The following is a 23217-nucleotide window of genomic DNA, read 5'->3' as shown; positions in this document are numbered from 1 at the left end:
ATGCATGTGGGTTATTTAAGCAACCGTAGACCGTTTAGGATAACTAAAATGGTGCTTCCTTCATGTCCAATGACTCCAAGTGGTAAATCAATGACCTGGAAAAAGTTTGAGAAAATAAGGGTAACAATGATGGCCAATGAAAAAAACACATTTTGTTTCACGATGCGATTCATTTTGCTGGATCGATCGATGGCACTAGTGATTTTTGATAAATTGTTTTTCATTAATACAATATCTGCTGTTTCAAGTGCAACATCCGTCCCTTCGCCCATCGAAACACCTACATTGGCTGTTGCCAGCGCCGGAGCATCATTGATGCCGTCACCGACCATGGCAACTTGGCCGTATGCTTCCTTTAAAAGCTTCAAATGGTTCACCTTTTCTTCCGGTAAACACTCAGCAATATAATCATCGACACCAACCTCTTCGGCAACAGCTCTAGCTGTAATTTCATTATCTCCTGTGAGCATAACGGTATGGATGCCACGTTTTTTTAATTGGTTTATCGTTTGTTTGGCTTCTTTTCGAACGGTATCCTTTAATGCCAAAAGCGCTACAATTTTATTCTCGTGTTTGACAAATACAATTGTTTTTCCCTCGTTAGCCAATTTGGCTGCAATTCCTTGCTGGAACCCAAAAGCCGCTTCTTCTCCAACAAAATCTGCTTTGCCAATTTGCCACTTTTCTTCACTAACGATTGCTTCTACACCATTTCCTCCGATTGTTTGCATGTTTTCTACTACGACATTCTTTAAGCTATTCCCTTTTCTATCCAGGCTGAAAGTAGTAATAGCCCGGGCAAGTGGGTGAGTGGATTCTTTTTCGATTGCTCCAACAATTGATATTAAGTTATTGACATCATAAGCTGGATCAACATGGATGTCTGTGACAACAGGAGCCCCATTTGTTAGGGTTCCGGTTTTATCGAAGGCAAATACTTTCATGTTAATAAAGTTTTCAACATGTACACCACCCTTAAAAAGCACGCCGTTTTTTGCACTGTTAGATATAGCTGATAATGTTGCAGGCATAATGGAGGCAACAAGAGCACATGGCGAAGCAACAACGAGCAACACCATTGCCCGGTATATGCTTTCCGTTAAAGTCCAATCAAAAAGTAGATATGGTAAAAACATCATCACAATAACAGCGGTAATAACGATATTTACGTATGTTCCCTCAAAGCGTTCAATGAATAATTGCGTTTTCGACTTTTCTTCTTGCGCCTCCTGAACCATTTGAATAATCTTTTGAAAAAGGGTTTCATCGGTCTGTTTCGTAATTTTTACTGAAATCGATCCATTCATTGCAACGGTTCCTGCGAATACTTCATGGTCCAATTCTTTATTGACTGGAACGGATTCCCCCGTGATGGCACTTTCGTCAACAGCAGTTGTGCCTTTTATAATGATTCCATCAGCGGGAATACGCTCACTGGCGCGAACAAATATATTATCACCAACAACAAGGTCTGAAACGGGAACGATTTGTTCCACGCCATTTTTGATCCGTAGTGCTTCTTCCGGCTGAAGCTTCATAAGCGAAGAAATTTCTTTATTGCTTTTATTCAATGTGTATGTTTCCAGTGCCCCTGCAAGAGCAAAAATAAATATTAATATTGCCCCTTCTGTCCAAAAGCCAATTGCTGCAGAACCTATCGCTGCAAATATCATTAATAGTTCAACATTTAATTCTTTATTTTCAATCGTTTCCGTAATGCCTTCTTTCGCTTTGGCAAAACCTCCTATCACAAAAGCAATAATATGCATGGCTACAAATAAGGAGTGGGCGATATTGTTTTCAAATAACCATGCAGATAGGATAATTGCTCCACTTAATAATGCTGCAATTAGTTCTCCATGTATCAATAAGTTATTATTTAGATTCGTTAATTTAAAGCCTTTTTGTTGATTTTCGTTGAGCACTTCGGTTTTTGTACTCATTGTTCTCCTCCTTAACCGATAACAATAATCACTTTCAACTAATTATAATAGTTATTAATTAGTAACTATTATAATATCATTACTTAATGAAAAGTCAAGGTAGTATCAAAGGCTTGGCATTTAGTGAAACAGTGATATTTAGATGAAAAACAGTTCATAATTGTGTTGATATAATAGTAATTTACTGTTACAATCACTATTGTGTTTTGTATATAACAAGGAGGAGAACAAGTTGAAAAAAAGTTTTATCACAATTTTATTATTACTTATTTTTGTTTTGGTAAGTGCTTGTGGGGAGCAAAATACATCAGAAGGAAATGGATCTAATACTGAGGAAAAAAACGAAAATACAGAAGAAGCAACGACTAAAGGAGAAGAGTGGGAACGAGTTCAAGATGCAGGAGAACTTGTAGTTGGTACATCCGGGACATTGATTGCTGCTTCCTATTATGATGGGGAAGAAGAGAATACAGATGCATTAACAGGTTATGATGTGGAAGTAATGCGAGAAATAGCGAATAGGCTTGGTGTGGACGTGTCTTTTGAAATAATGGGCATTGATGGCATGCTACCGGCGATAAAAAGTGGAAGAATTGATGTAGCGGCAAACGATATTGAAATAACTCCTAAACGTGAGGAGGAATTTGACTTTAGTGAACCGTATAAGTATTCATATTCTACAATGGTCGTTCGAGAGAAAGATAATTCTGGAATTAATTCGTTGGAAGACTTAGCAGGTAAGAAGGCCGGAGGAGGAGCAACAACAATTTATAGTCAAATTGCGGAGCATTATGGAGCAGAAGTAGTTACGTATGGAAACGCCGGAAATGAAGCTTATTTGCGCGATGTCGATAATGGCAGAACAGATGTCGTTATTAATGATTATTATTTATCCAAGTTTGGAGTCGGTGCGTTTCCTGATTTCGATATAACGTTACATCCGGAATTGAAGTTTAATCCAACAGAAACAGCTGTCATAATGCCTAAAGGTGCAGATGGATTGAGTGAGCGGATCAATGACGCTTTGGAAGCGATGCGGGAAGACGGCACATTAACAGAACTCGCGGAGAAATTTTATAAGGAAGACGCTTCACAGAAACAGGAAGGAGATATTGTGGAAATAGAAGGTCTTGACCTGTAAAGGAGACAGCCAATGGATTTTCATGGATTTAATTTTGGTGGTTTATTTGATGTGGAACTTGCGTTAAGGAGCTTGCCATTCGTACTTGGTGGGCTTCCAATGACATTAATTGTATCTTTTTCGGGGATGTTGCTAGGACTCGTGCTCGGACTTTTTTTGGCTTTAGCACGCGGTTCGTCAACGCTTGCTTTACGCATTCCGGCACGTATGTATATTTCGTTTATGCGTGGTACGCCGATGCTAGTATTTCTTTTTATCCTCTATTTTGGTTTACCGATTGTGGGAATTGAATTTTCCGCATTAGTTGCTGCTTCCCTTGGGTTTGGCTTAAATAGTGCAGCATACATCGCAGAAATCAACCGTTCGGCATTGAATAGTGTGGATAAAGGCCAATGGGAATCGGCAAAAGCGCTCAATTTAAGTTATTGGCTGACGATGCGTAAAGTTATCTTGCCTCAAGCAACAAGAATTGCTGTACCTCCATTAACAAATGTGTTTATGGATATCATAAAAGCTACTTCACTAGCTGCGGTAATAACCGTTCCAGAGCTTTTTCAAAAGGCACAAATTGTCGCCGGTCGTGAATTTGATTCAATGACATTATATATTTTAGTAGCACTTATTTATTGGCCGGTCTGTACGATAATTTCCTTTTTACAGGATTGGCTGGAAGCACGATATAGCAGGTTTTTATCGTCTAGTTGATAGTGGTGTGTTGGTATATTGTAGAAGGCAAAGTTAGAAGTATTCGCTAGATAACGGTAGCGATAAATCTCTTAAGGTGTCCCTGCCTTAAGAGATTTAAATTTACGACGCATTAACGGGCTGTAATACCCCCACCTCTATGCGTGCAAAAAATTTAAACGTGAAGGTGGGGGATAAAGGAATACAGACTAAAACCGTCACATCCTGTGACAACGTCTGTATGACCCGCCTCCTGCGGGCCTAAATCCCTGATTCTGTTCGGGCCTACAGGATGTAGGTCACAAAGGCGTTGCGATAGGACGTCGCGAATTTAGCCTTTGTTCTTCTTATCAGCGGGGGAGGAAAGGAAACCCCCACTGAATGAAGTTTCACTTTACCTACTTGGATCCTTTTTAAAATAAATAGCAATTCCGATGAGTACCATCATTGTAACGATAACGTAAAATAAGGAAATCCCCGGGAAAATTTGAATAAACAATCCACCAAAAAATGGACCGGTCATACTTCCTAAGCTAAATGCGATGCCCATCATGAGATTTCCTGCCGGTAAGAGCGCCTTAGGCAAAACGTCCACCATATATGTAATTCCTAATGAATAAAGTGAGCCGACAAACATACCTGCTAATACAAATAGTATAATTAATGCATAGGAAAAATGTTCCAAGATGGCTGCAAATGTAAAAAATATTGTACCGAGCGTTAGTGAAAGCAAAAGAATATTACGACGACCAAATCGATCACTGAGACTTCCAAGAGGAAGCTGAAATATAATGCTGCCAATTGCAAAACACGGAATAATAAGTGCAAGTAAATCTACATCATGGCCAATCCGCAAACCATAAACAGGGAAAACACCGTGTAACGTTGCTTCTAAAAATCCGTAGCCAAAAGGAGGAAGCAAAGCAACCCAAGCAATTTTTGCCGTTTGAATAAACCGTCCGATTACACTTGCGCGATTAAGTGTATCTGTTTGTTCCGGCCAATGATTGTTTATAAAAAACATAGTAGACCAAACAATCATACTAATAATGGCTGACACAATAAAAGGCATAGCTGTGTTAATGGCAAGTAACTTTGTCATTAATGGACCAACAGCGAATCCCAGTCCGAACGCCAATCCGTAGATAGCTATACTTTTACCTCGTGTTTTTTCTTCGACAGTTGACGTTATCCACGTCTGTGTTCCAAAATGCAGCATTTGATCACCTATACCAATGATCATCCGCAATATAAACCAAAACCAAAGCGAATGCCATAATGGAAATAAAAATAAAGAAATAAATACAAGCATTCCACCCACGACTATAATTGGTTTAAACCCAAGTCTATGCATTAACTTTTCCATAAATGGTGAAGCAAGCAAGATACCGATATATAAGCCGGTTGCATGTATACCATTAACAGAGGAACTAACACCGGATTGCTCCAATATGATGGCTATTAAAGGGAGGAGCATTCCTTGAGAGAACCCGGAAATAGTTACTAGACTAATTAAGATCCAATAGCGCATTTTGTCGGAAACCATTCTTCACATTCCTCGTTCCCTTTAAGACTTTACTCTTATGCCAATTTAATTGTTTTTATTTGTTAAAGCAACAATTTGCTTTTGAAAAAAGCGTGTATGTGAGTATTAGAATACATTAAATCACCTTGTGGATAGTAACAATAAATGATAGTCTATTTTTCAAAGGCTCTAGAAGGAATTTTAGAAATTATTTATGTTTAAACATGTGCCTGAGTCTAATAAATTTTACACATCTTAACGTTGCAAACTGAAAGGAAGGGTTTAATGACAAATTTTAGACCAGTGGATCCATCTTTAAATCCACGTTTTGCAGGAATTCGAACGTTTATGCGTCTTCCTTATAACAAATCCATGGAAAATGTTGATGTTGCAATTCTAGGTGTCCCATTTGATAATGCTGCATCGTACAGACCAGGAGCAAGATATGGACCTGAAGCGATACGAAGTGCATCGCCACTCGTTCGAACATATTCTTATCAACACCAAATTCATCTTTTTGAATATGTATCTGGGATTGATTATGGAGATGTACCCGTTATTCCCGGTGATATCCATGAAACATATAATCGAATAGAAAGAACATTGACGCCACTATTTGAAGCGGGTATTACCCCGATTGTGATGGGCGGAGATCATTCCATTACCCTGGGTGAGCTTCGAGCTGCAAATAAAATACATGGTAAGCTAGCTTTATTGCAATTTGATTCCCATGCGGATGTCGGTGATGTGCATTTAGGGCAAAAATACACTCATGGGACACCTTTTCGACGGGCGGTTGAAGAGGGATTAATTGACCCGGATTATTCCATTCAAATCGGAATGCGTGGTTCACTTGACGGACCGGAAGAAATTGAGGAAGCTAAAGAGCTTGGCTTTCAAGTTATTACAGCTGATGAGTTGTTTTCAATGGAATTGAATGATTTAATTTCAACTATTAAAAATCGAGTAAAGGATACGCCTGTGTTCATGACATTTGATATTGATTTTATTGATCCAGCATTTGCACCGGGAACAGGTACTCCTGAAGTTGGCGGTGTGTTGTCGCGTGAAGCACTGCAAATGATGAGGGGGCTTACAGATATTCATTTTGTCGGATTTGATTTAGTTGAAGTATTACCACTGTATGATAAAGGGGAGATTACAACATCTTTAGCGGCTAATCTCATGTTTGAAATGATCGCGTTAATCGCTGTACATAAGAGAAAAAATGTATAAATTTCATCTGTCTGAAAAAACTAATTAGAAATCGTGGCTTTTCGCCAAGTCTGATGGCGGAAACCTTAGATGCGCTTATACAGTAGGAAAGTATTACTCTTTTCCATCTGTAAAAAAGGAGGACTTTGGACAGATGAATAAACGATTGATTTCCCTTACAATCCTTGTAATAGCTTTTGTTTTCATATTTCCGAATAGCGGCTTTAGTGCGGATAAAAAGAAGGAGAAAAATGAATATGAAATCCCTAGTCATGTTTTAACGATTTCAAAGGAAAATACTTTTCCAAATTCAACAGAGGATCAGGAAGTGGTTGAACCGAGTGAACTAACGAAAAGTTTAATGGATGAAATTGATATACCAATCAAAAATCCGGATTTAATAAAAATGCTTAATGAAACAACATTAAAGCCTTCTCCATTAGCGATCGGGTATCGCGGTATGATTTATCTTGGAAGGTGGCCGATAAATTATAAGTCAACGGAGACGACGATTAATTGGGAATATCAGCAAATAAATAAAAATGAAGCAAACAACATGGGTGGAGATCAAGCAGAGGAAATATACTATAACCAACAAAGTAAAAAAGAAATAAAAGGGGCTTTGACAAATAAAATAATGACTCCGGAAGATATAAAAAAGATGATGTTATTGACCGCTAAGGAAAAAACTGGTTTACCAATTTCTTTTCATACTGTAGTTGGCGAAAATACGAAGAAGGACAACACGTACAATGTCCCACCGAAGAAATATGGAGCTTTGCAGGCTTATGCCCCAGCAGTAAATGAAAAAGGTCAGGTTACATTCGGCGAAGTATTCCTGGAGCTAAAAGGCTCAAATAAATCAATTGTTGTAAAAAACGTAACGAAGCAGGGAATCGGCGCGTGGATTCCTATTCAGGACCATGTATCCTTTTCCTTCCAATTAAAATAAACTATTTAAAAACTCTGTGCATAACAGGGTTTTTTTGTATGCAAAAACAACTTCTCATTCGATGAAAGGTTGATTTTTGTACCATTTTACTTTATCTTAGTAGAGTACTAATAAAATAAAAAAGTGATAAAAGGGGAAGCGAATATGGAATGGGTTGTCGTTGTATCAGTTTTAGTTATGACCATACTTAGTTTACTACGTGTAAACGTAATGCTTGCAATTATAGCAGCTGCAATTGTTGCCGGATTGATGGCAGGCTTGTCTGTTGTTGAATCGATTGAAATGCTCGTCGGAGGTATGGGTGGACAAGCGAATACGGCACTAAGTTATATTTTACTCGGGGTGTTTGCGATTGCGATAAGTTACTCAGGTATTACGACCATTCTTGTAAATTATTTAATCCGTGTATTAACGGGAAAAAAGACAATGATGGTACTTGCAATAGCCGGTGTCGCGTCGTTATCACAAAATTTAGTTCCGGTTCATATTGCTTTTATTCCGATTCTCATACCACCATTACTTAAATTATTTGATAATATGCGATTGGATCGTCGTGCAGTGGCTACGGCATTAACGTTTGGTCTAAAAGCTCCTTATATTATGATTCCTGCTGGATTTGGACTTATTTTTCACGGTATTATTTTCTCAAGTATGGAAGAAAATGGGGTTGCTGTCACGATGAATGAAGTAGCTATGGCTATGCTCATTCCAGGTGCAAGTATGGTTATCGGGTTGTTGTTCGCTGTATTTATTTCCTATCGTAAAGACCGGGTACCATTGGCAAATGGAGAGGAAGAAAAGGCTGCTTCCATAGAACAAAGAGAAGTCACGTTTAATCGTAAACATTTACTCACAATTGTGGCTATCATTGGGGCATTGGTTGTACAGCTTGTTACTGAAAATTTAATTGCCGGAGCGTTAACCGGTATTATATTAATGTTTGGCTTCTTTGTCGTTCCATTTAGAAAGGGCGAAAATGCTGTTTCTGAAGGTATTGGAATGATGGGGTTAATTGCCTTTGTTATGCTTGTCGCATCAGGTTACGGTAATGTTTTGAAAGAGACAGGTGCAGTTGATGCATTGATAGAATCATCTTCCGGATTTCTCGATAATAATGGTAAAGCTGTAATTGCACTTATTTTATTACTTGTCGGACTAGTGGTCACAATCGGAATTGGTTCTTCTTTTGGAACGATCCCGATAATCGCCGCTTTGTATGTGCCAATTTGCTTGGCAGCCGGTTTTTCACCACTTGCAACAGCAACATTGATTGGGACGGCGGGAGCACTTGGTGACGCAGGTTCACCTGCATCGGATTCGACACTTGGACCAACTTCGGGTTTGAATGCCGATGGAAGACATAATCACATTTGGGATACATGTGTACCAACATTTTTGCATTACAATATCCCATTAGTTTTATTCGGCTGGATTGCATCCATCATTCTATAAATGTAAACCCTCTTCATGTCAACAGTTGCATGAAGGGGGATTTTTTAACCTTAACTGTTATTTTAATGAAAAAATATTTTTGGCTTTGGTATATGTTTATGTTTTGAATGTTTATTTGAATGGCCGGTATTTGAGATAGTTTCTTCATCAAAGTCAAAAGGTATTGCTTGCTTATACGGCGGTGGCTGTAAATTAGCATGTTTACTACTACGATAATAAACATCTACTTGAGTGCCATCCCCAGTTTCTTCTTTCCTTAATTGATTTATAATGATTGTTCCGATTTGTCTCCCGAGACTTAATCCTTCCTCATTATCTACAGGAAAATGTACGCTAGCATATAATCGAGACTGCGCATTCTCTTCTGCTAGAGCTTTAAGTCGCCTTGCCTCAGCCGGAAAAAAGTAACTTAAAATGGTTTGTGTACAACCTGAAACTGCTGCGTGACCTGAAATATAGGTTGGGAATCGTGGAGTATATATAATTGGCTGCAAAGAGGGATCGTATTGAATAGGTCGTGCGACATTCCATAGAAATTTATAATACCAAACGATTACAAAGGTATCATTAATTCCTGCCTGTACCGACGCTAAAACTCTTGCAGCTCGTGTAGGCGTGAGATTATACGTGTCTATTAAACGGTCAATAATTGGTGTCCATTGCTTTGTAGCAGCACCAGTTCCCCAGTAGGTAGCAATTTTAATTTGATCAGGTGTTATATTTTTTAATGTACGCTGAACAGTGCGTAATTGTCGATGCCAATCAATTGTATCTGGATGTCGGATGGTAAAACGAACATTTTCCCCATCTGGGCCGAGGTATTTATTGTTTTCAAACGTAAAATAATGCATTGGCCAAGAACTAGCTGTTTGATCAACTGGATTGTTAGGAGGGTGTTTTTCACCTCCATATGGTACATCCGACCATTTTAAAAATGAACTCATTATTATTCCACCCATCATAAAAATTAGTTTATATCTTAATGTATGCTATTATCTGATTTTTGTATAAGCCAAGCGTCTAAGATTTTTTGATTATCTGGTCCAGCTTGAATCATAATCAAACATGAATATTTCCAGAGCGAATGGAAAAAGTAAGAAAAAACTAGGTGGGTCGTTATGCAAAAAACAATTAAATTTACTGTAATGATTATGCTTACTCTTATCGTGATTTTTGTAAAGGTTGGAGATGTAAAGGCAGAAGGATATGGTTGGGGATATAAAAAAAATCAAGATCACGAAATTCCTGAAATCGGGAAGTATGAAGGAATTCTCGACACATACGGGGCATATTTTGCGGATAAATCTGGTGAAAAAAATATATATTTGACTTTTGATAATGGATACGAGCAAGGGCACACAGAAGCAATTTTAGATGTCTTAAAAAAAGAAGAAGTACCGGCGACATTTTTTGTAACCGGGCATTATGTAAGTGAAGAGCCGCAGTTAGTAAATCGGATGGTTGATGAAGGACATATTATAGGCAATCACTCCTATCATCACCCCGACTTTACAATTATGACAAAGCAGTCGATCCAAAAAGAACTGGAAACATTGAAGGAAGCTGTAGCTAATGTTTCCGAGCAAAAAGAGATAAAATATGTACGGCCACCTAGGGGAATGTTTAATGAACAGACATTAAAATGGTCTAACGAACTTGGTTATATCCATATCTTCTGGTCGCTTGCTTTTAAAGATTGGGAAACGGATAAACAAAAAGGATGGAAGTATGCATATGATCAATTGATGGAGCAAATACATCCAGGAGCGATTGTGCTGCTGCATACCGTTTCATCGGATAATGCGGAGGCACTTGAACGAATCATTGTGGAATTGCGCAAACAAGGTTATGAATTTAAAAGCTTGGATAATCTTGTAATACGAGATAAAATGGATCAAATGATTCACGGTTTTTAAATCGTGAAAACTACTGCCGGAATTTAAGCAGATGATTGCAAACTATAATGATAAAACGCAATTTGAACATTTGTGTTAAAATACACAATAAGGGGGAATACGAAGATGACAAAGAAAAATAGAGAAAAATTATCAATAGAGCAACAAGAAGAATTAATCAGTGTATTGAAAGATCGCTTCGAGCAAAACATGAACCGACATAAAGGGATCAAATGGGATAAGGTCCAAGAGAAATTAGAAGGGAATCCTGAGAAGCTTTGGTCGCTCCATGCAATGGAAGTAACCGGCGGGGAGCCGGATATTGTAAGTTATGATAAAAAGAAGGACGAATATACTTTTTATGATTTTGCTGTTGAGAGTCCCAAAGGTCGAAGAAGTGTCTGTTATGACCGTGAAGGGCTGGAGTCAAGAAAAAAACATAAACCCGAAAATAACGCTATTGACATGGCGACTGCTATGGGCATTGAGATGTTAACGGAAGATCAATATCGCTCGTTGCAAAAAATTGAAAAAGTCGATATGAAAACGTCGAGTTGGGTGCAAACCCCCTCTGATATTAGAAACCTCGGTGGTGCTCTTTTTTGTGATCGCCGTTACGGATACGTTTTTGTTTATCACAATGGTGCATCATCCTACTATGGTGCCAGAGGATTCCGAGGTTTGTTGAGGGTGTAAATTTCGCACGAATCATATGTTATCAATGAATTGTTACTTCAAACTCTTCAAACCTTTTTTCTTCAATTGGCGGAGTAGGATTTGTTGTACAAATGGATTCCCATTCATAAGCTGCCCCTTCGCGCATTGTAATAATGCGATCAGCAAGTGCGCGCGAGTCTTCCCGATCATGCGTAACAAACAGGGAAGTAATACCGGTTGATTTGATAATTTCTTTTAATTCATTCCGGATCTTTATTTGCAAGTCAGCATCCAAGTTGCTGAACGGTTCATCAAGTAATAGTAATTTTGGCTTTGGTGCCAGCGTCCGAGCCAAAGATACTCGCTGCTGCTGACCACCGCTCAATTCATGCGGGTATCGTTTAGCATAATTTTCCATTTTAACGAGTTCAAGCACTTCCTTAACCCGCTGTTTTTTTTCTGTTCGAGACAGACGTTTTAAGCCAAATTGCACATTTTCCGCTACAGTCATATGGGGGAAGAGCGCGTAATCTTGAAATACCATCCCAATGCCGCGCTTTTCCGGCAAAATAAATTGTTGATCATTAACCATAATTTCGTTATTTATTTTAATTGTTCCGGAACAAGGGGTTTCAAGACCGCATAGCAGACGAAGAACAGTGCTTTTTCCACTTCCGCTTTCCCCAAGAATCGATACAATCTCGCCTTTTTTAATCGTTAAATTAAACTCATTTATAATATGTTCTTTATTCCCATAACAGAAACGAAGATCCTCAATTGTTATATACATATTAATGTGGCTCCTTTTCTAAAAGATGATGGAAAATGTATATGGCTATACCGCTAACAATGACGATGACAATCGAAGCAAGTGATGCTTCATGAATTTGCTCATCACTGGCATATTGAAAAGCTTTTGTCGAGAGTGTATCAAAATTAAAGGGACGCAAGATAAGTGTAAGTGGCAGCTCTTTTAGTATTTCAATAAAAGAAAGAATAAATCCACTTAAGATGGCGCCTTTAATCAATCGAACATCAACCTTAAAGAAAGTTTTTGTCACTCCGAGTCCAAGTGTACGAGAGGCCTCGGTATATTTATTTCCGATTTTATCAAATCCTGATTCGATCGCATTAAAACCTACAGCTAAAAATCGGATAACATAAGCGGAAACAAGCATAAACAAACTAGTGCTCAAATATAGCATCGGCTCTTTACCAATCGCTTCATAAAAAGAAAAGAGCAAATTATCCGTTCCAATAAATACAGTAATTATTCCAACTGCAATAACTGCACCTGGAATAGAATATCCGAGAATAACGCTTCGTGCAGCCAGTTTCGACAGAATGCTATTATGCATTCGTGCAAAATTAGCAATGATCACAGCAAATAATACAATCATGAATGATCCGATAGAAGCAACGAGCAAGGAATTGAAAATAAGCGATATGAAAATTGGATCGGCGATTTTTTCATAGGTTAGCAACATCCAACTGAAAAGCTGTGTAAATGGAATAATAAAGCCTAGCACAAAAATAAATAAAAAATAGCTGAATACTATCCATGCACGCGAGCCGCTTAATCGAATAGGGGAAAGCGGACGTACCTTTGGTGAAGAGTAGCTATATTTTTTTCTTCCACGTAAAATGCGCTCCAAAATTAATATAATAAAAACAATAAACATTAATGTAGCCGATAGTTTAATTGCTGCATTTAAATCACTCATCCCGAACCACGTTTGGAAGATAGCTGTACTAAAGGTCGGCACACCAAAATATTGCACTACACCATAATCGTTTAACACTTCCAACAGGACAAGACTTACTCCCCCGATAATAGCGCCCCGGGATATTGGTAACACAACTTTAAAGAAGATTTCAAATGGATTACTTCCTAATAGACGGGCATTTTCGACTAAAGATGCAGATTGATTCGCCAAAAAAGCTCGCGTGATCATATATACATAAGGATATAAAAATAATGTAAAAATAAAAATAGCCCCAGGAAGCGTCATAATATCGAAATAGGCTTGGTTTACCTCGATGTTGAATTCGTTACGCAATGTAGACTGAATAACGCCCGTATAATTTAAAATTCCGTTATATGTGTATGCGGCTATATAAGGTGGAATCGCTAAAGGTAAAATTAAAGCCCATTTAAAAAAACGTTTCATTGGAAAGTCATAAGCCGAAACGATCCAAGCTAAACTCGTGCCGATTAAAATAGATAAAACACCTGTAAAAAAAATAATAATGGATGTGTTTTTTAATAATGTCGGTAAAATAAATTCCTGTATATGTTGCCAATTAGCTGTTTTTTCAGTGAAAAAACTAATCAAAATGGAAACGTTAGGTAAAAGAACCAGTATAACAATAATGACACTGCATATGGTCCAAATATTTAAGTAACCAGGCAACGTTCGAAAAATCTTCAACAAAGTACACTTCCCTTAGCTGTCCCACAAACGATTGTTTATATTATAAGATAGGTACACATTAATGATAACAGTTCTCAATCGTATTGTATACTTAAAAAAGTGCTGAACTAATAATTAATTAGCTCAGCACTTGAAAAATATTATTTCCAACCAACTTCATTCATAATTTTAATTGCGTCTTCGTTATTTTCTCCTAATTCTGTCAGGTCAATATCCTGTTCCTTGAATTCTCCCCATGATTTTAGTACTTCTGCCGGTTCTACAGCCGGGTTTACCGGGTATTCATAATTTGCCCCTGAAAAGACTTTCTGTGCTTCTTCTGTTGTTAGAAATTCCATGAATTTAATGGCATTTTCTTTGTTTTTACTGCTGGAGGTTAACCCGATACCGCTTATGTTAACGTGTGTTCCGGTCGTGTCCTGATTAGGGAAAATAACACCTAGTTGTTCCGCAGCTTTTACTTGTTCTTCATCTTCGCCTTTTAGCATTAAACCTAAATAGTATGTGTTCATTACAGCGACATCACCTTCACCTGCAACGACAGCAATCGCCTGATCTCTATCTCCGCCTTTAGGATCTCTTGCCATGTTGTTCACGATTCCTTCAGCCCAGTTTTTCGCTTCTTCCTCACCATTCAAAACGATGAAAGATGCAACCAATGATTGATTATACACATTTTCAGAAGAACGTATTAATACTTTGTCTTTTAATGAATCGTTTGTTAGATCTTCATACGATTGTATATCTTCCGGATTCACGCGATCTTTATGGTAGGCAATAACACGAGCACGCTTCGTTAAACCGAACCACGTAGCGTCATCATCACGGTATTTATCAGGAATATTTTCGTTTAATGTATCGCTATTTACTTCCTGAAGTAAATCTTTTGTTTTTGCGCGGTGCAGTCGTCCTGCATCTGCAGTAATGAATAAGTCTGCTTCCGATGCCTCTCCTTCACGTTCCAGACGGGCGATCAATTCATCGTCTTTTCCTTTAATAACATTTACTTTAATTCCGGTCTCCTCGGTGAACTTTTCATACAACTGATCGTCCGTATCATAATGACGGCCGGTATATAAATTTATTTCACCTTGTTCCTCTTTGCTTTCTGCATTTGTATCCTCATTTGCAGCCGAATCCGTATTGGAGGCATCATTATTCTCTTGCTCCGATTCTCCTCCGCAAGCGGTTAAAGTAAGAATTGTAAGTATGGCGAGCATACCGATAAAAATTTTAAATCTCATTTATTTTACCCCTTTCGCATGTATATGTATAATTGATAATGAATATCAATCGCATTTACTATTTTAATGGATAACTAAAAAATGTCAATCAAAAATTGATTGTTTTTTATTTTACCCTTATAGAGTGTACGTAAAAATATGTGCTTCATACATTGGTCAAAAATTATTTTATGAAAAAATGTAATAAAATAAGCAAAAACACTTGAAAGTCAAAATAGATCAAAGTATAATAAAGTCAAAGGTCAAATATAGTCAAAGTCAAATTAATATTTATTAATGATATAAACAACCAACTAAAGGGAGGAAATTAATTATGAAATGTCAACACTGTGGAACAAATGACGCAACGGTAAACATGACGATGCAATTAAATCAGGAAAAAATACAAATGCACGTTTGTGGTACATGTTTTAAACAAATTCAAAATCAAATGTCCAACCCAGGAAATTTCTTTAATGATGATATGTTCGCAAACCATTTTTCTCAAGCTAACGGACAAGGACAATCAAGAACGAGAACAAAAGAACAACAAGCGAATCAAGGAAATGGATTGCTGGATCAACTCGGTAAAAATGTAACTGATGAAGCTAAAGGCGGATCCATTGACCCGGTTATTGGGCGTGACAATGAAATCAAGCGAGTAATTGAAACATTAAACAGAAGAAATAAAAACAATCCGGTTCTAATTGGCGAACCTGGTGTTGGTAAAACTGCAATTGCAGAAGGACTAGCAGTGAAAATAATTGAAGGTGATGTTCCGGCAAAATTAATGAATAAAAATGTCTATTTACTTGACGTTGCATCGCTTGTTGCAAACACTGGTATACGTGGACAATTTGAAGAAAGAATGAAGCAATTGATTGAAGAACTGCAATCGCGAAAAGATGTTATTCTTTTTGTGGACGAAATTCATTTACTTGTTGGTGCAGGTACAGCCGAAAGTTCACAAATGGATGCCGGTAATATTTTAAAACCCGCGCTTGCTCGTGGTGATTTACAGCTTATTGGTGCAACCACATTGAAAGAATACCGACAAATTGAAAAAGATGCAGCATTGGAAAGACGTTTTCAGCCAATTATTGTCAAAGAGCCGTCGATGGATGATGCTGTTCTTATCTTAAATGGAATTAAAGATCGCTATGAAGCATTCCATGAAGTATCATACTCAGATGAAGCGGTTCAGGCGTTTGTTACATTATCACACCGATATATTCAAGATCGGTTCTTGCCGGATAAAGCAATCGATTTAATGGATGAAGTAGGATCACGTTTAAACTTGGCCAATGCTGCCAAAGATTCCAACTCCATTGAACAAAAAATGGAAGACATTGTTCGTGAAAAGGAAGCAGCTGCAGAAAAAGAGGATTATGAACGGGCAGCGAATTTGCGCTACCAGGAAATTCAGCTACAAAAGCAACTCGAAAAAGCGAATGCGAATAAAAAAGAAGTGACGGTGGAAGTGTCTGTCGCTGATATTGAACAAATTGTTGAAGAAAAAACGGGTATCCCTGTAACTAAACTGCAAGCCGATGAACAAGAAAAAATGCAAGACTTATCAGGTAATCTTGCTGCTAAAGTAATTGGTCAAGATCAAGCAGTTGAAAAAATTGCAAAAGCAATTCGTCGTAGCAGAGCAGGATTAAAGTCGAAATATCGCCCGATTGGTTCATTCCTATTTGTTGGCCCAACTGGAGTAGGTAAAACAGAAATTACGAAAGTACTTGCCGAGGAATTATTCGGAACACGTGAGTCGCTAATTCGTCTTGATATGAGTGAATATATGGAACGACACGCCGTTTCTAAAATTATCGGTTCACCTCCTGGATATGTTGGCCACGAGGAAGCTGGACAATTAACGGAACAAGTTCGACACAATCCGTATTCCATTCTTTTGCTTGACGAAATTGAAAAAGCACACCCAGACGTCCAAAATATGTTCCTGCAAATTATGGAGGATGGACATTTGACAGATTCTCACGGTCGTACCGTTAGTTTTAAAGAAACAGTCATTATTATGACAAGTAATGCCGGTACTGGTGAAAAACCGATAAATGTCGGGTTTAACTCTGAACATGAGGCGGTTTCAACATTGGATAACTTAAGTGACTATTTCAAGCCGGAATTTTTAAACCGATTTGACTCAATCATCACATTCAATGAACTAAAAGAAGAGCATTTGCTTGAAATCGTCGACTTAATGCTGCATGACTTGCAAGAAACAATGGAAGACATTGATATAGCGATTGCAATAACGGATGAAGCGAAACAAGAACTTGTTCGACTTGGCTATGACCCACGATTTGGGGCACGACCTTTACGCAGAGTCATCCAAGATAAAATTGAAGATCAATTAACCGATCTTATTTTGGAAGATAATTCGATTGAAAACGTAGAAGTAGTTGTAGAGAATGAAGAAATTGTTGTGAAACAAAAATAAAGATGGTTGGGAAACTATTCTCATAAATTGATATGTTGCCCTATAAGTATTTAGATATATAAATGCTTATAGGGCATTTTTGTGCATTAGCTTTCCGGTTACATGTCGGAATCCATCGTACCCCAAATGATTGCTTTTCCTGAATTTCGGTCACGTGGCGGCATCCAGCGATCCCCGAATGACTGCTTTTCCGGTCACGCGGCGACTTCCATCGTGCCTCAAATGATTGCTTTTCCTGTGTTTCGGTCACGCGGTGTCATCCATCGTACCCCAACCGACTGCTTTTCCTGTGTTTCGGTCACGCAGTGTCATCCATCGTGCCTCAAATGATTGCTTCTCCTGTGCTTCGGTCACGCGGTGACTTCCATCGTGCCTCAAATGATTGCTTTTCCTGTGTTTCGGTCACGCGGTGTCATCCATCGTACCCCAACCGACTGCTTTTCCTGTGTTTCGGTCACGCGGTGACTTCCATCGTACCCCAAATGATTGCTTTTCCGGTGTTCGGTCACGCGGGCGGTTTCACTCGTGGCCCGAGAGACCTTTCTCTTGATATCTAGTTTTTGCTTTTAACTTTTAGTATGGAGAAGTTGTTTTAATTTACCAGGATCATCTACACGGATGGCAAGTTTCTCATATTTTTTTGTGAAACCAAATAACAAATCAGCTTTAATGGGTTGATGAAATGTAATAATACAATGTGGCGGCAATGTTTCCATGTCTTTTGCAATAAATTCGATGGTCGTTTTAGAATCAACTTTTTCCGGAAACTCTTCCCATTGAACTGCTTTAATTGATTCTAGTGGAATGGTTATTCTCTTTGTTAAGCCCAAAGAAAGATAGATATTCCCATTTATTAATCTTAAAGGATTCAGGCGTATTGCTTGTATATCCGCTATGAAGAAAAGAATAGTATATACATTTAAGATGAGTAGTATAATCGATAAAATGACTGATTTTTGGTGAAGCCACCAATGCAATCCAATTGTTTCAATAATAATCGCATGGATTAGCATGATATAAAAGGCAATCATGCTTGTGTTTTTGTGAAGAGTAAGTATATTTCTTCCAGTCGGTGGATTCTTTTTCCAAGATAAAAATGTATAGTAAAAAATGAGACACTCTTGAGCAATCACCTGAGTGATAAAATGCTTGTTTACTTGTTCGGAAACAACTTTTGATAAAGAAAACAGTGGGGATAAATTAGTACTTTTTACAGTGCTTATAATTTTTGGAAGGCGCCAAAAAAGAAGAAAAACAACCCCTATTTCCATTAATAGGATTATGCCTTCCATTACAATTGCAGGGTAAGTAACGAAATGGAAAGAATCGAAATAGGCCAGTGGAATTATTAGTCTGGCTACAACAGCGCCCGTTGCAAAGCATGCAATGTATTGTTTCCATTTCACTTGTCTCTTTTTAGATGTCATAACTAAAAGAAGAATTGGGACAACAATGAGAAGGTCAAATAAGGAACCGATAGCTATAAATGTCATTTCTTCAGTTGGAATTTCGAAAGGAAGTGAAACATGGTAAATCATATAATTAATAGCAAGCACGAGAGTGAGCAGTGGTAAAATAATAAAAAGCTTTCGATTGTAAGCAATGGACATAAAGAACCCCCTCTTTCCTTTATTTTACATAATAAAATAAAGAATTTCATCCATATATTTGACGAAAAAGTGAAGTGCATAAAAAAGCCACCTATAGAATAAGTGGCTGAAAAAAGGTTATTTCGTTATTTTCCTGCTCGCAGTATAGTACAAGTACCAAGCAACAGCTATAAATGCGATTATCGTTACGATCGGTCCGAATATTGCTTCAGTCGGAAGGGTAACACCTGCTGTAACGGCGAGTGCTACAATCACTCCCATTAATGCTTCACCGGCAATATAACCGGAAGAAAGCAAAATGCCACGTTCTGTTTTTTCTTTTAAAACTTCTTCCGATTTATTTTTATTTCGGCGTGTAATTATTCCGCGAATAATACCACCAGCCATAATTGGAGAAGTTAAGTGAATTGGTAAGTATAATCCGACAGCAAATGGTAGAGATCCAATTCCAAACAATTCAACAACTGCCGCTGCGGACATCCCAATAAATATTAAGTTCCATGGCAAATCGCCGTTCATAATCCCATCCACGATCATGGACATTAATACAGCTTGCGGTGCAGGTAATTCTGCAGAACCGAAACCATATGCGTTATCAAGCAAAATTAATATAAAGCCGATGACAATACTTGTAACTAAAACACCATATAGTTGAGCAATCTGTTGCCATCTTGGTGTTGCGCCAACGATGTAACCTGTCTTTAAATCTTGTGACGTATCTCCGGCAATTGCTGCTGCAATACATACGACAGAACCGATGATAATAGCAGTAACCATACCGGCTTCACCAGTTTGTCCAACGAGGGACAAAACTAATGTAATAAAAATTAGTGCAGCGATTGTCATCCCTGAAACAGGATTAGATGAACTACCTACAATCCCGACAATTCTGGATGATACCGTTGCAAAGAAAAATCCGAAAATCAAAAGTAAAATAGCTCCAATAATGCCAACCTTTATTGGTGGATAAAATACGAGAATACCTAAGAAAATTACAATTAAGCCAATAATCCAGGAGACAGGGATATCTTTATCCGTACGCAGTGCATCTTCATCAGACGATATTCCCCCTTGGAAACCTTTGATCGCTCCTGTAAATGAAGAGAATATTGTTGGCAAGGTTTTAATAAGTCCTATTATACCACCGAACGCTACTGCGCCAGCGCCAATATAGCGTAAATAATTTCCCCAAATATCGTGATAATTCATTTCGCTTATTGGTACTTCACCAGGATAAATAGCTGTAGGTGCAAAATCCCCGATGTAACTTATTAACGGAATAATACCAAGCCAGCCGAGAACCGCGCCGGCAAACATAATGCCCGCAATGCGAGGCCCGATAATAAAGCCGACCCCTAATAAAGCAGGTAATGTGTCCATTCCTATTGCCGCATTTTTAAATTTATAAATTTCCCACTCGATGGAAGACGGAAAGGCTTTAACAGCATCGACAAGAAATTTAAATCCCGCACCAATTCCAAGTCCGCCAAAAATAAGCTTTGCTCCTTTTCCACCTTCCTCACCGGCAACCAGCACTTCAGCACATGCAGTTCCTTCTGGATAAGGCAATGTATCATGTTCCTTTACAATCAGTGCCCTGCGAAGTGGAACCATGAGCACAACACCTAAAATCCCTCCAGCTAGCGCTATAATTGCTATCGTTGTTAAGCTAGGCTTTAGCTGCCAAATGAACAGTGCGGGCAATGTAAAAATGACACCTGCAGCAAGTGATTCCCCAGTAGATGTAATCGTTTGGACGATGTTATTTTCCAATATGGAAGTTCGTTTCATGATTACACGTAAAATAGCCATAGAGATAACCGCCGCCGGAATAGAAGCTGAAACGGTCATTCCCACGATTAATCCTAGGTAGGCGTTTGCCGCACCAAAGATAATGGCTAGAATTGCACCAATAATCATCGCCACAACCGTAAATTCCGATCGTTTTTCCGTAGCTGGTACAAAAGGTTTAAATTCAGAGCTTTTATTTGCCAAACAGATCACCTTCCTCAAAATTATTATCCAAAACGTTAAATAGTATAGAATACTCACAGCCATCAAACAAGTATTTTACATTCTCTATTTCCTTATATATAAGTTTTTAATCACCTTTTCAATAAGACAAAAATCATAATAAAGTTCATTTTTGTAAAAACTAATAAAAATATGTATAAGGATGGGTTTAAAAGAATGAGAAATTATTTTATTTACTTTATATTATTAGCCATTTTACTTGGTTTATTTCCTGAAAATATAAAAAGTAAAACTTCATCCGACATGAACGTTCATTTTATAGATGTTGGCCAAGGTGACAGTATATTGATTGAAACACCGGCGAATAAAATAATTCTCATTGACGGAGGTCCACCAAAAGCGGGGGATCAAGTGGTATCTTATCTTAAAAAGCAGCGAATTGAAAAAATAGATCTTCTTATTGCGACACATCCGGACTATGACCATATAGGAGGATTAATTGAAGTTATAAAAGAATTTGAAATTGACCAGGTCGTTGATTCTGGGAAGCTGCATACGACGAAAACTTTCTTTCGGTATATGAATCAAATTCGCAAAAACAGTATCCCAATAAATTTTGTTCAACAACACGATCAACTGTATGTAGACCCGGCGGTTCAAATTAACGTGTTAAACAGTTTTAGTAAAAATAAAAATAATAATCAGTCATCCATTGTCCTAAAGATCACTTATGGAGAGGTTGATTTTCTTTTTATGGGAGATGCTGAAGATGAACAGGAAAAACGATTAGCAAAGAGAAATGATATCGAGGCTGAAATTGTAAAAGTAGGGCATCATGGCTCGAAGACGAGCAGTTCATTTGCCTTCTTGGAGCGCGTAAATCCTTCTGTTGCTATGCTTACATATAAAAAAAGAAACAAATACGGTCATCCAGTTAACCGAGTGATTGCTAATTTAAACAGAATGAATGTGCAACTTTACTCCACGGCGGTATTTGGAAATGTAGTTATCACAACGAATGGACAGGATTATTATGTTTTGCCTGAAAAAAGTCCATTAGAAGGTTTATTGAAAAGTAGTTAGTTCCTTAATCGGAAAGTAATTTACATTAATATACAAAAGTGATATCATAATAATATGATTATGGTATAGTAAACAAAATAGTGGGGTGTTTATTGATGCGGGAAAAAGCTGCATGGTCAATGAATGGGTTTTTAGGGATTTTAATTATTGCAATTTTATTAGCCGCGACAGTCTTTAGTGTTTTTGAAGGTCAAATCATTATCGCTGCAATCTGTTTAATTGTTGCCATTACACTTGGAACAGGGATTACGCTTGTGCAGCCGAATCAGTCTGTGGTCGTCATTTTTCTTGGTAAATATATGGGAAGTATTCGTCAGGAAGGAATCGTCATTACGATCCCTTTTACAATTAGAAGAACGATTTCCCTTCGTGTACGTAATTTTAACAGCAACCGGCTGAAGGTAAATGACGTGAATGGAAATCCAATTGAGATAGCTGCTGTTATTGTTTTTAAAGTAGTTGATTCAGCAAAGGCAGTATTTGATGTAGATCGGTACGAACAATTTGTCGAAATCCAAAGTGAAACAGCTATTCGTGCGGTTGCAACAAAGTATCCTTATGATACATTTGAAAACGAAGAATTGACGCTGCGGGGAAATGCAGAAGAAGTCTCTCAAGAGCTGAAACAACAGGTGCAGGACCGTCTAAAGGTAGCTGGTGTTGATATCATTGAAGCTCGACTGACTCATTTGGCATATTCCACCGAAATTGCACAGGCAATGCTTCAGCGTCAGCAGGCAAGTGCAATTATTGCTGCACGCAAAAAAATTGTGGAAGGTGCAGTTAGCATGGTACAGGACGCCATCCAACGAATGGAAAAAGAAGAGGTTCTTGAGCTTGATGACGAAAGGCGGGTCGCTATGGTCAATAATTTGCTTGTGGCAATAGTCTCGGATCACGGCGCCCAACCGGTTATCAATACCGGTTCGCTCTATCAATAAGTTGGAAACATTGATAAAAAGAGGGGTAA

At 38.0% G+C, this 23217-nt stretch carries 19 protein-coding genes; 10 read left to right on the top strand and 9 right to left on the bottom strand.

Annotated elements, in window-relative coordinates:
• Positions 1–11: 11 nt before the first annotated feature.
• Positions 12–1943: a heavy metal translocating P-type ATPase gene (locus ACLIBG_RS00200; protein WP_439310679.1), complete on the bottom strand. Its 1932-nt coding sequence runs from the start codon at positions 1941–1943 to the stop codon at positions 12–14.
• Between the two features lie 232 nt (positions 1944–2175).
• Between ACLIBG_RS00200 and ACLIBG_RS00195 the strand changes: the two genes are divergently transcribed.
• Both ACLIBG_RS00195 and ACLIBG_RS00190 read left to right on the top strand, forming a co-directional pair.
• A complete protein-coding gene (locus tag ACLIBG_RS00195; RefSeq protein ID WP_439310678.1) occupies positions 2176–3084 on the top strand; it encodes a transporter substrate-binding domain-containing protein in 909 nt (302 codons plus the stop codon).
• A 12-nt stretch (positions 3085–3096) separates the two neighbouring features.
• Positions 3097–3789 carry an amino acid ABC transporter permease gene (locus tag ACLIBG_RS00190; RefSeq protein WP_439310677.1) on the top strand — a complete coding sequence of 231 codons (693 nt, stop codon included), beginning with the start codon at positions 3097–3099 and terminating at the stop codon, positions 3787–3789.
• Between the two features lie 373 nt (positions 3790–4162).
• Here the strand turns inward: ACLIBG_RS00190 and ACLIBG_RS00185 are convergent, their stop codons facing one another.
• Complete coding sequence (locus tag ACLIBG_RS00185) at positions 4163–5314, bottom strand: MFS transporter (RefSeq protein ID WP_439310676.1); 1152 nt, start codon at positions 5312–5314, stop codon at positions 4163–4165.
• Positions 5315–5578: 264 nt separating this feature from the next.
• Here ACLIBG_RS00185 and speB point away from each other — a divergent pair, with 264 nt between their 5' ends.
• The 3 genes from speB (at position 5579) to ACLIBG_RS00170 (ending at position 8912) form a co-directional block, all read left to right on the top strand.
• Positions 5579–6529, top strand: coding sequence for an agmatinase (gene speB / locus ACLIBG_RS00180; RefSeq protein WP_439310675.1), 951 nt, complete (start codon positions 5579–5581; stop codon positions 6527–6529).
• 133 nt (positions 6530–6662) lie between these two features.
• Positions 6663–7460: a YfkD family protein gene (locus ACLIBG_RS00175; RefSeq protein WP_439310674.1), complete on the top strand. Its 798-nt coding sequence runs from the start codon at positions 6663–6665 to the stop codon at positions 7458–7460.
• A gap of 144 nt (positions 7461–7604) precedes the next feature.
• Positions 7605–8912: a Na+/H+ antiporter family protein gene (locus ACLIBG_RS00170; protein WP_439310673.1), complete on the top strand. Its 1308-nt coding sequence runs from the start codon at positions 7605–7607 to the stop codon at positions 8910–8912.
• 62 nt (positions 8913–8974) lie between these two features.
• Here ACLIBG_RS00170 and ACLIBG_RS00165 read toward each other — a convergent pair whose 3' ends face one another.
• Entirely contained in the window at positions 8975–9856 is an 882-nt protein-coding gene (locus tag ACLIBG_RS00165; protein ID WP_439310672.1) for a vanadium-dependent haloperoxidase, read from the bottom strand.
• A gap of 174 nt (positions 9857–10030) precedes the next feature.
• Between ACLIBG_RS00165 and pdaA the strand changes: the two genes are divergently transcribed.
• Both pdaA and ACLIBG_RS00155 read left to right on the top strand, forming a co-directional pair.
• Positions 10031–10828, top strand: coding sequence for a delta-lactam-biosynthetic de-N-acetylase (pdaA, locus tag ACLIBG_RS00160; RefSeq protein ID WP_439310671.1), 798 nt, complete (start codon positions 10031–10033; stop codon positions 10826–10828).
• A gap of 105 nt (positions 10829–10933) precedes the next feature.
• Complete coding sequence (locus ACLIBG_RS00155) at positions 10934–11503, top strand: DUF4256 domain-containing protein (RefSeq protein WP_439310670.1); 570 nt, start codon at positions 10934–10936, stop codon at positions 11501–11503.
• A gap of 22 nt (positions 11504–11525) precedes the next feature.
• Here the strand turns inward: ACLIBG_RS00155 and ACLIBG_RS00150 are convergent, their stop codons facing one another.
• The 3 genes from ACLIBG_RS00150 to ACLIBG_RS00140 form a co-directional block, all read right to left on the bottom strand.
• The gene (locus ACLIBG_RS00150) at positions 11526–12254 is read right to left on the bottom strand and encodes an ABC transporter ATP-binding protein (protein ID WP_439310669.1); all 729 of its coding nucleotides are present in this window, start codon (positions 12252–12254) and stop codon (positions 11526–11528) included.
• Position 12255: 1 nt separating this feature from the next.
• Positions 12256–13896: an ABC transporter permease gene (locus ACLIBG_RS00145; RefSeq protein WP_439310668.1), complete on the bottom strand. Its 1641-nt coding sequence runs from the start codon at positions 13894–13896 to the stop codon at positions 12256–12258.
• 143 nt (positions 13897–14039) lie between these two features.
• A complete protein-coding gene (locus tag ACLIBG_RS00140) occupies positions 14040–15143 on the bottom strand; it encodes a Fe(3+) ABC transporter substrate-binding protein (protein ID WP_439310667.1) in 1104 nt (367 codons plus the stop codon).
• Between the two features lie 313 nt (positions 15144–15456).
• Here ACLIBG_RS00140 and ACLIBG_RS00135 point away from each other — a divergent pair, with 313 nt between their 5' ends.
• The gene (locus ACLIBG_RS00135) at positions 15457–17580 is read left to right on the top strand and encodes an AAA family ATPase (RefSeq protein WP_439310666.1); all 2124 of its coding nucleotides are present in this window, start codon (positions 15457–15459) and stop codon (positions 17578–17580) included.
• A gap of 246 nt (positions 17581–17826) precedes the next feature.
• On the opposite strand, the gene ACLIBG_RS00130 is transcribed toward ACLIBG_RS00135, so the two are convergent.
• The 3 genes from ACLIBG_RS00130 to ACLIBG_RS00120 form a co-directional block, all read right to left on the bottom strand.
• A complete protein-coding gene (locus ACLIBG_RS00130; protein WP_439310665.1) occupies positions 17827–17958 on the bottom strand; it encodes a hypothetical protein in 132 nt (43 codons plus the stop codon).
• 188 nt (positions 17959–18146) lie between these two features.
• On the bottom strand, positions 18147–19190 hold the full coding sequence (locus ACLIBG_RS00125) for a beta-carotene 15,15'-monooxygenase (protein ID WP_439310664.1): 1044 nt from the start codon (positions 19188–19190) through the stop codon (positions 18147–18149).
• Positions 19191–19307: 117 nt separating this feature from the next.
• Complete coding sequence (locus ACLIBG_RS00120; RefSeq protein WP_439310663.1) at positions 19308–21185, bottom strand: OPT family oligopeptide transporter; 1878 nt, start codon at positions 21183–21185, stop codon at positions 19308–19310.
• Positions 21186–21380: 195 nt separating this feature from the next.
• Between ACLIBG_RS00120 and ACLIBG_RS00115 the strand changes: the two genes are divergently transcribed.
• Complete coding sequence (locus ACLIBG_RS00115; RefSeq protein ID WP_439310662.1) at positions 21381–22247, top strand: ComEC/Rec2 family competence protein; 867 nt, start codon at positions 21381–21383, stop codon at positions 22245–22247.
• A gap of 95 nt (positions 22248–22342) precedes the next feature.
• Entirely contained in the window at positions 22343–23188 is an 846-nt protein-coding gene (locus tag ACLIBG_RS00110; protein WP_439310661.1) for an SPFH domain-containing protein, read from the top strand.
• Positions 23189–23217: the final 29 nt, after the last annotated feature.

Origin of the sequence: Virgibacillus sp. W0181, from assembly GCF_051846915.1 — a bacterium.
GTDB lineage: Bacteria > Bacillota > Bacilli > Bacillales > Amphibacillaceae > JBPYCR01.
The sequence above is the reverse complement of the archived record's forward strand: the minus strand, read 5'-3'. Positions and strand labels throughout refer to the sequence as shown.

Bases quoted from the DNA above. Each gene is read 5' to 3' on its own strand.
- ACLIBG_RS00200 (WP_439310679.1), bottom strand. From the start codon at position 1,943: ATGAGTACAAAAACCGAAGTGCTCAACGAAAATCAACAAAAAGGCTTT.
- ACLIBG_RS00190 (WP_439310677.1), top strand. From the start codon at position 3,097: ATGGATTTTCATGGATTTAATTTTGGTGGTTTATTTGATGTGGAACTT.
- ACLIBG_RS00185 (WP_439310676.1), bottom strand. From the start codon at position 5,314: ATGGTTTCCGACAAAATGCGCTATTGGATCTTAATTAGTCTAGTAACT.
- speB (WP_439310675.1), top strand. From the start codon at position 5,579: ATGACAAATTTTAGACCAGTGGATCCATCTTTAAATCCACGTTTTGCA.
- ACLIBG_RS00175 (WP_439310674.1), top strand. From the start codon at position 6,663: ATGAATAAACGATTGATTTCCCTTACAATCCTTGTAATAGCTTTTGTT.
- ACLIBG_RS00170 (WP_439310673.1), top strand. From the start codon at position 7,605: ATGGAATGGGTTGTCGTTGTATCAGTTTTAGTTATGACCATACTTAGT.
- ACLIBG_RS00165 (WP_439310672.1), bottom strand. From the start codon at position 9,856: ATGAGTTCATTTTTAAAATGGTCGGATGTACCATATGGAGGTGAAAAA.
- pdaA (WP_439310671.1), top strand. From the start codon at position 10,031: ATGCAAAAAACAATTAAATTTACTGTAATGATTATGCTTACTCTTATC.
- ACLIBG_RS00155 (WP_439310670.1), top strand. From the start codon at position 10,934: ATGACAAAGAAAAATAGAGAAAAATTATCAATAGAGCAACAAGAAGAA.
- ACLIBG_RS00150 (WP_439310669.1), bottom strand. From the start codon at position 12,254: ATGTATATAACAATTGAGGATCTTCGTTTCTGTTATGGGAATAAAGAA.
- ACLIBG_RS00140 (WP_439310667.1), bottom strand. From the start codon at position 15,143: ATGAGATTTAAAATTTTTATCGGTATGCTCGCCATACTTACAATTCTT.
- ACLIBG_RS00135 (WP_439310666.1), top strand. From the start codon at position 15,457: ATGAAATGTCAACACTGTGGAACAAATGACGCAACGGTAAACATGACG.
- ACLIBG_RS00125 (WP_439310664.1), bottom strand. From the start codon at position 19,190: ATGTCCATTGCTTACAATCGAAAGCTTTTTATTATTTTACCACTGCTC.
- ACLIBG_RS00115 (WP_439310662.1), top strand. From the start codon at position 21,381: ATGAGAAATTATTTTATTTACTTTATATTATTAGCCATTTTACTTGGT.
- ACLIBG_RS00110 (WP_439310661.1), top strand. From the start codon at position 22,343: ATGCGGGAAAAAGCTGCATGGTCAATGAATGGGTTTTTAGGGATTTTA.